Here is a 6119-nt window from a genome sequence, read left to right as displayed (position 1 = left end):
CCTGATGGATTCCGGTCATCCTGGGAGTCCTCCAAACTGGTTTTTTTGACGTCCCTTGGCGGGCTTCTTGGAGAAATTGGGCAGCCCTCTCCGCGCGCTGTGCGGACTTTTCCGCCAGCGCTTGTCACTGCCGATACGTGCTTGAGTGACGTGATAATAGGCTTTCGCCGCGCTAACACAATTACCCTGTTATGCGATAAACCTAACATGATGTTATGCCCGTCCGGAGCGGGCGGACGCTGCATCACTCCGGCGGATTGAAGGTCCGCACGAAATACACCGGCTTGCTGTTCCTCTTCAGGCGATAGAGCTGCGCCGGACGGTTCGGGCCGCGCCGCATTTTCGCGACCGGCTCGATCATGTCGGCCGACAGGATCCGGGTGCGGAAGGCGCTCTTCTCCAAGGGACGGTCAAGCACGATCTCGTAGACCCGCTGCAAGTCGGGCAGCGTGAATTCCGCGGGCATCAGGTAAGCGGGCAGCGAGGTGTATTCCACCTTGTTGCGCAGGCGCTGGATCGCGCTGGCCAGGATGTCGCCGTGATCGAAGGCAAGCTTCTCCTTGAGCCTGCCGCCTTGAATCGGAAACCAGCGCGCATCTGGCGTGAGCGCGCCCGCCTCTTCCGGAATCAGCGCGAAATAGGCGTGCGTTGCCGACCAGCCGCGCGGATCGCGCGAGGCGCTCCCCCAGCTTCCGAGTTGCTCCAGATAAGGAGCGGTGACTCCGGTCTTCTCCTTCAACTTGCGCGCTGCACAGGCCGCGAGATCGCGGTCCTTCGCAACGTCGACGAAGCCGCCTGGGAGAGCCAGCGCCTGCGGAAACGGCTCGCCCTCACCGGCCGGACGCCGTACCAGCAACACTTGGAGCTGGTCGTCGCGAATCGAGAAGATCACGACGTCAACCGTGGTCAGCGGCCGCGGGAAGTCCAGATCTCCTGATTTTTCAAAGCCTTCGGCCCGATCCTCGCCTGCCACCGGCAGCCTCCTTCGTTGGACCTTGACAGTAACACAGTTAGTTGTACAGTCCAACTTACTTAGTTGCTCAGACCAACTTATAGTCAGCCATTGGAGACGGCCATGTTCGGCATAAGGTTTATCAAGGCCCAGCCCACCACCTATCTGATGAAGTACCGCGCCGGCGCCGTTGTCGCCGAGGGCACCGGCCTCTCCGCGTTCTACTATGCTCCGGTGACCACGCTCGTCGCCGTGCCGGTCGGCAGCCGCGACGCCTCCTTCATCTTTCAGCAGATCGCGCGCGACTTTCAGACCCTGACCGTGCAGGGCCAAATCACCTATCGCGTCAGCGAGCCGAAAAAGGCGGCCTCGATGCTGAACTTCACCCTGAAGCCCGACGGCAAGACCTATGAGAGCGACGATCCGGAGAAGCTGCCGGAGCGCATTCTCGGCACGGTCGAGGTGCTGGCGCAGCAGGCGATCAAGGAGCTGACGCTGAAGGAGGCGCTGCAGGCCTCCGACCGCATCGCTGAGCTCATCGCCGGCGGCCTGCGCGGACGGGCCGACATCGAGGCGCTTGGCCTGGAAATCCTCGGTGTCTCGATCCGCGGCATCAAGCCGACGCCTGATACGGCGAAGGCGCTGGAGGCGCAGGCGCGCGAAGCGATTTTGAAGAACGCGGACGAAGCGATCTTCGCCCGGCGCAATTTCGCCGTCGAGCAGGAGCGCGCCATTCGCGAGAGCGAGCTCGACACCGAGATCGCGGTCGAGCAGAAGAAGCGCTCGATCCGCGAGACCCAGATGGATGCCGAGGCGAGCGTTGCCGCCAAGCGCAACGAGCTGCGCGAGGCCGGCATGGCCGCGGATATCGTGCTGGAGGGCAAGCGCAAGGATTTCGTCGGCCTCAACGCCGAAAACACCCGCACTCTGGCAGATGCCGAGGCCTATCGCGTCGGCGCGCTGATGAAGATCTTCGAGGGCGTCGACACCCGCGTGATCCAGGCGCTCGCCGCCGCCGGCATGCAGCCGGGTCAGCTGATCGCGCAGGCCTTTTCCGGCATTGCCGAGAAGGCCGAGAAGATCGGCCAGCTCAACGTCTCGCCCGACCTGCTCAGCCAGCTGATCGAGAAGCCGAAGCCGGAGGCCGCCAATGCCCGCCGCCAATGATCGCAAGATCGTGCTGGTGACGCGCAAGACCAGGCTGGAAGACCTGGTCGCGCGTTACCTGACGGCGGCGCAGGCACGCTTCTATGTCGAGCATCTCGGCGCCGATTTCTCCGATTATGAGAGGGAGCACGAGGTCTACCAGGCGCAGCGGCGCGCGACACTTCAGGTGCTCGAGCAATGGGGGCGCTATCAGGTGATCGAGCGCGCATACCTTCCGAACTTCATCTTCGCCCCTGACGACATCGTGGTCGCGCTCGGCCAGGATGGCGTCGTCGCCAATACGATGAAATATCTCGACGACCATCCGCTGATCGGGCTCAATCCGGATCCCGCGCGCTATGACGGCATCCTGCTGCCCTTCGCGCCGCGCGACCTCGCGAAGCTGCTGCCTGATGTCGCCGCCGACAAGCGCGACAGCCAGGCCGTGACGATGGCGGAGGCCCGGCTCGGCGATGGCCAGGTGCTGCATGCGGTGAACGACCTCTTCATCGGCGCGCGGACGCATGTCTCCGCGATCTACGAGATCGCGGCCGGCGGGACGAGGGAGCGGCAATCCTCGAGCGGGCTGATCGTCTCGACCGGGCTCGGCTCGACCGCGTGGTTCAAGAGCATCGTCACCGGCTCGCTGGCGATCGCCGGCAGCTTCGGTCAGTCGCCCTCGCTGACGGGCTATGAGGCCCTGCCCTGGGACACCGCTGAGCTGCGCTTCGCCGTGCGCGAGCCGTTCCCGAGCCTGCACTCGGAGACCAACCTGGTCTGCGGCCGGCTCGCATCCGAAGAGCAATTGCGCATCCGCTCGCTGATGGCGGAGAACGGCGTGATCTTCAGCGACGGTGTCGAAGCCGACCGGCTCGATTTCAACGCGGGCGCCGAGGTCACGATCGGCATCGCCAGGCGGCGCGGACGCCTGATCGTGTGAGGCCGCTAGATTCCGAGCGCGTTCTCGCCCGGCTCGCGGCCGGGCACGCTGACATGGACTTCGTGGCCCTCACGTAGCGCCAGGGATGCAGCGGCAACAGCCGACTCGAACGCGGCTTCCTTGGTGGCGTATCTGCTCTTGACGTCGCCGTCATGCAGCACGCCCCACTCGTCTTGCACCGGTACAACAGCATATTGGGCAAGGCCCATCATCCCTCTCCTATCATTGCGCGGCTTGCCTATCGCTGCGTCACTTGCGGATGCGCCGCGGTCACCCGCCAGACCGTATTGCCGCTGTCGTCGGCGACCAACAGTGCACCGGTCTTGTCCAGCGCGACACCGACGGGACGGCCGCGCGCCTGGTTGTCGCTGGTGAGGAAGCCGGTGACGACGTCCTGCGCCGGCCCGCTCGGCTTGCCGTCCGTGAACGGCACATAGACAACCTTGTATCCGTTCAGCACCTGCCGGTTCCAGCTGCCGTGCTCGCCGACGAAAGCGCCGCCGCGATAGGCCTCCGGCAGGCTGTTGCCGGTGGAGAAGGCAAGCCCGAGCGGTGCGACATGCGAGCTCAGGGCGTAATCGGGCACGATCGCCTTTTCCACGAGATCCGGCCGCTGCGGCTTGACGCGGGGATCGACGTGCTGGCCGTAATAGCTGTAGGGCCAGCCATAGAAGGCGCCGTCCTTCACCGAGGTCATGTAGTCAGGCACGAGATCGGGCCCGAGCTCATCGCGCTCGTTCACCACGGTCCACAGCGCGCCGGTCTGCGGCTCGAAGCTGAGACCGTTGGGATTGCGCAGGCCACTGGCAAAGATCCGCCAGCGGCCGCTGGCGCGGTCGACCTCGAGAATGTCGGCGCGATTGTGCTCGGCCTCCATCCCGTTCTCGGTGATGTTGCTGTTGGAGCCGACGCCGACATAGAGCCTTGAGCCATCAGCGCTTGCGACCAGGCTCTTGGTCCAATGATGGTCGATCGGGCCGCCCGGCAACGGCGTCAGCACCGTGCCCGGCTTGGTGATCTTGGTGTCGCCCTCGGCGTAGGGATATTTCACGATCGCGTCGGTGTTGGCTACGTAGAGCTCGTTGCCGACCAGGGCGACGCCGAACGGCGAATTGAGATGATCGAGGAAGACGCTCTGCGTATCCGGTACGCCGTCGCCATTGGTATCGCGCAGCAGCGTGATGCGATTGCTGGGTCCGGTATCGCCGCCGGAGGTCGCCCAGGACTCGATATAGCCCATCACGATCTCCTTGGGCCGCTTGATCGCGGCGGCCTTCGGCGCCTTGGATTCCACCACCAGCACGTCGCCATTGGGCAGCACGTAGATTGAGCGCGGGTGCTGCAGGCCGGTCGCGACCGCCTTGACCTGCAAGCCCTGCGCAACATCAGGCGTCTCGTCCTTCTTCCAGCCGATGATGCGGGCGATGTGCATCGGCGGCAGCAGATATTGCCGGATGTCGGGCAGCACAGGATTGGCGCCGATCTGCGCCTTGGGATCGCCGCTCCCGTCATTGCAGCCGGCGAGAAGAGCGAGAAGCGAAGCGCATAGCAGCGCGCGCGTTTGCAAAGACATCATGGCGCAACTCCGACACCGTGGCGATACACCATGGCCCAGCCGAGCCAGCCGGTAACAGGCAGGATCAGCACGGTGAGCACCGAAAGCACCAGCCCCCATGGCCATACCGAGCTCCAGGCATCACGCGTGTGTATCAGCGCATTGATGATCGCGAGGATCAGAACCACGGCGTTGCCGATCAGATGCGGCCAGGCCGGCGTCTGCGCCCGCACAAGGCGGTTGCCGAGGAAATCGGTCAGGCCGGCGATCGCAGCCAGCACACCAAAGACGACGCCGACGAGCAGAAGCCAGGCGGAGAAATCCGCCCACATGATCTCGGCGGAGACGAGATAGGCGATGTCGGTCAGCAACGCGCCGATGAAGCACACGATCGGGATCGGCACCAGCATCGGATGAATGGGGTGACCCGCGATTTGCGCAGTGGAGCGCACGGGCACGATATCTTGCACGGTAGGTCTCGTATGTCGCCCTGCCCGTGCGCCCAACTCGTGCTTGCGGTGATGGTTCCTATGGCTGCGTCGGAACCAGCAGGGTCGCCCGATACGCCTCGTAGGCGCGCTTCAAGCCCTCGCGAAGCGAGGTCGTCGCGCGCCAGCCGAGCTTGTCGAGCCTGCTGACGTCGAGCAGCTTGCGCGGCGTGCCGTCGGGCCGCGAGGTATCGTAGGAAATCTCGCCGCGATAGCCGACGATCTCCGCGACCACGCGCGCGAACTCGGCGATGGCGATATCCTCGCCGGTGCCGATGTTGATGAGGTCGCTGCCCGAATAGGTCTTCATCAGATGCACGCAGGCATCCGCCATGTCGTCGACATAGAGGAACTCGCGCCGCGGCGTCCCCGTGCCCCAGACGACGACGCTCCTGGCGCCAGATTCTTTCGCCTCATGGAAGCGGCGGATCAGCGCCGCGACGACGTGGCTCAATTCAGGATGATAATTGTCGCCGGGGCCGTAGAGGTTGGTCGGCATCACGCTGATGAAGTCGCTGCCATATTGGCTGCGATAGGCCTCGGCCATCTTGATGCCGGCGATCTTGGCGATGGCATAGGGTTCGTTGGTCGGCTCCAGCGGACCGGTGAGCACGGCATCCTCGCGCAGCGGCTGGGCTGCCAGTTTTGGATAGATGCAGGACGAGCCCAGGAACATCAACTTCTCCGCGCCATTCGCATGCGCGGCCTGGATCACGTTCGCGGCGATCGCGATGTTGTCGTAGATGAACTCGGCGCGCAGCGTGTTGTTGGCGACGATGCCGCCAACCTTGGCCGCGGCGAGGAAGACGACCTGCGGCCGCACGCGCGCGAACCAGTCGAACACTTGGGCCTGGTTGCAGAGATCGACCTCGCGCCGGTCAACGGTCACGAGCTTGACGTCCTCCCGCGCCAGCCGGCGTAGCAGCGCGCTGCCGACCATGCCGCGATGGCCGGCGACGTAGACGCTCTTGCCCTTCAGCTCAAACGGTACGCTTGCCATTCGCGATGTCCCAAAATGCCCGACCGGACTTGCTTCCA

Annotated in this window: 7 protein-coding genes; 2 read left to right on the top strand and 5 right to left on the bottom strand. The window is 64.5% G+C overall.

The window, feature by feature from the left end; translation table 11 throughout:
• Nucleotides 1–244: 244 nt before the first annotated feature.
• Entirely contained in the window at nt 245–973 is a 729-nt protein-coding gene (locus XH80_RS15720; RefSeq protein ID WP_271599336.1) for an NUDIX hydrolase, read from the bottom strand.
• A gap of 102 nt (nt 974–1075) precedes the next feature.
• Here XH80_RS15720 and XH80_RS15715 point away from each other — a divergent pair, with 102 nt between their 5' ends.
• Together XH80_RS15715 and XH80_RS15710 are read left to right on the top strand one after the other, a co-directional pair.
• Nucleotides 1076–2119 (top strand): SPFH domain-containing protein, encoded by a 1044-nt coding sequence (locus XH80_RS15715; RefSeq protein ID WP_271599335.1) that lies wholly within the window; start codon nt 1076–1078, stop codon nt 2117–2119.
• Nucleotides 2103–3038 (top strand): sugar kinase, encoded by a 936-nt coding sequence (locus XH80_RS15710; protein ID WP_271599334.1) that lies wholly within the window; start codon nt 2103–2105, stop codon nt 3036–3038. Before XH80_RS15715 ends, XH80_RS15710 begins: the two co-directional genes overlap by 17 nt.
• 5 nt (nt 3039–3043) lie before the next feature.
• Here the strand turns inward: XH80_RS15710 and XH80_RS15705 are convergent, their stop codons facing one another.
• Genes XH80_RS15705 through fcl form a run of 4 tightly spaced genes read right to left on the bottom strand, consistent with a single transcriptional unit; the run spans nt 3044 to nt 6081 of the window.
• Complete coding sequence (locus XH80_RS15705) at nt 3044–3247, bottom strand: hypothetical protein (RefSeq protein WP_220006908.1); 204 nt, start codon at nt 3245–3247, stop codon at nt 3044–3046.
• A gap of 29 nt (nt 3248–3276) precedes the next feature.
• Nucleotides 3277–4614 carry a PQQ-dependent sugar dehydrogenase gene (locus XH80_RS15700; RefSeq protein WP_271599333.1) on the bottom strand — a complete coding sequence of 446 codons (1338 nt, stop codon included), beginning with the start codon at nt 4612–4614 and terminating at the stop codon, nt 3277–3279.
• Complete coding sequence (locus XH80_RS15695; protein WP_271599332.1) at nt 4611–5063, bottom strand: DUF2231 domain-containing protein; 453 nt, start codon at nt 5061–5063, stop codon at nt 4611–4613. Before XH80_RS15695 ends, XH80_RS15700 begins: the two co-directional genes overlap by 4 nt.
• 58 nt (nt 5064–5121) lie before the next feature.
• A complete protein-coding gene (gene fcl, locus XH80_RS15690; protein WP_271599331.1) occupies nt 5122–6081 on the bottom strand; it encodes a GDP-L-fucose synthase in 960 nt (319 codons plus the stop codon).
• Nucleotides 6082–6119: the final 38 nt, after the last annotated feature.

Source organism: Bradyrhizobium sp. CCBAU 45384, assembly GCF_028128665.1.
Lineage (GTDB): Bacteria > Pseudomonadota > Alphaproteobacteria > Rhizobiales > Xanthobacteraceae > Bradyrhizobium > Bradyrhizobium manausense.
This window is presented reverse-complemented; position numbering and strand designations above follow the sequence as displayed.

Excerpts from the sequence above, each read along its gene's own strand:
- XH80_RS15715 (WP_271599335.1), top strand. The coding sequence starts at position 1,076 with ATGTTCGGCATAAGGTTTATCAAGGCCCAGCCCACCACCTATCTGATG.
- XH80_RS15710 (WP_271599334.1), top strand. The coding sequence starts at position 2,103 with ATGCCCGCCGCCAATGATCGCAAGATCGTGCTGGTGACGCGCAAGACC.
- XH80_RS15705 (WP_220006908.1), bottom strand. The coding sequence starts at position 3,247 with ATGGGCCTTGCCCAATATGCTGTTGTACCGGTGCAAGACGAGTGGGGC.
- XH80_RS15700 (WP_271599333.1), bottom strand. The coding sequence starts at position 4,614 with ATGATGTCTTTGCAAACGCGCGCGCTGCTATGCGCTTCGCTTCTCGCT.
- fcl (WP_271599331.1), bottom strand. The coding sequence starts at position 6,081 with ATGGCAAGCGTACCGTTTGAGCTGAAGGGCAAGAGCGTCTACGTCGCC.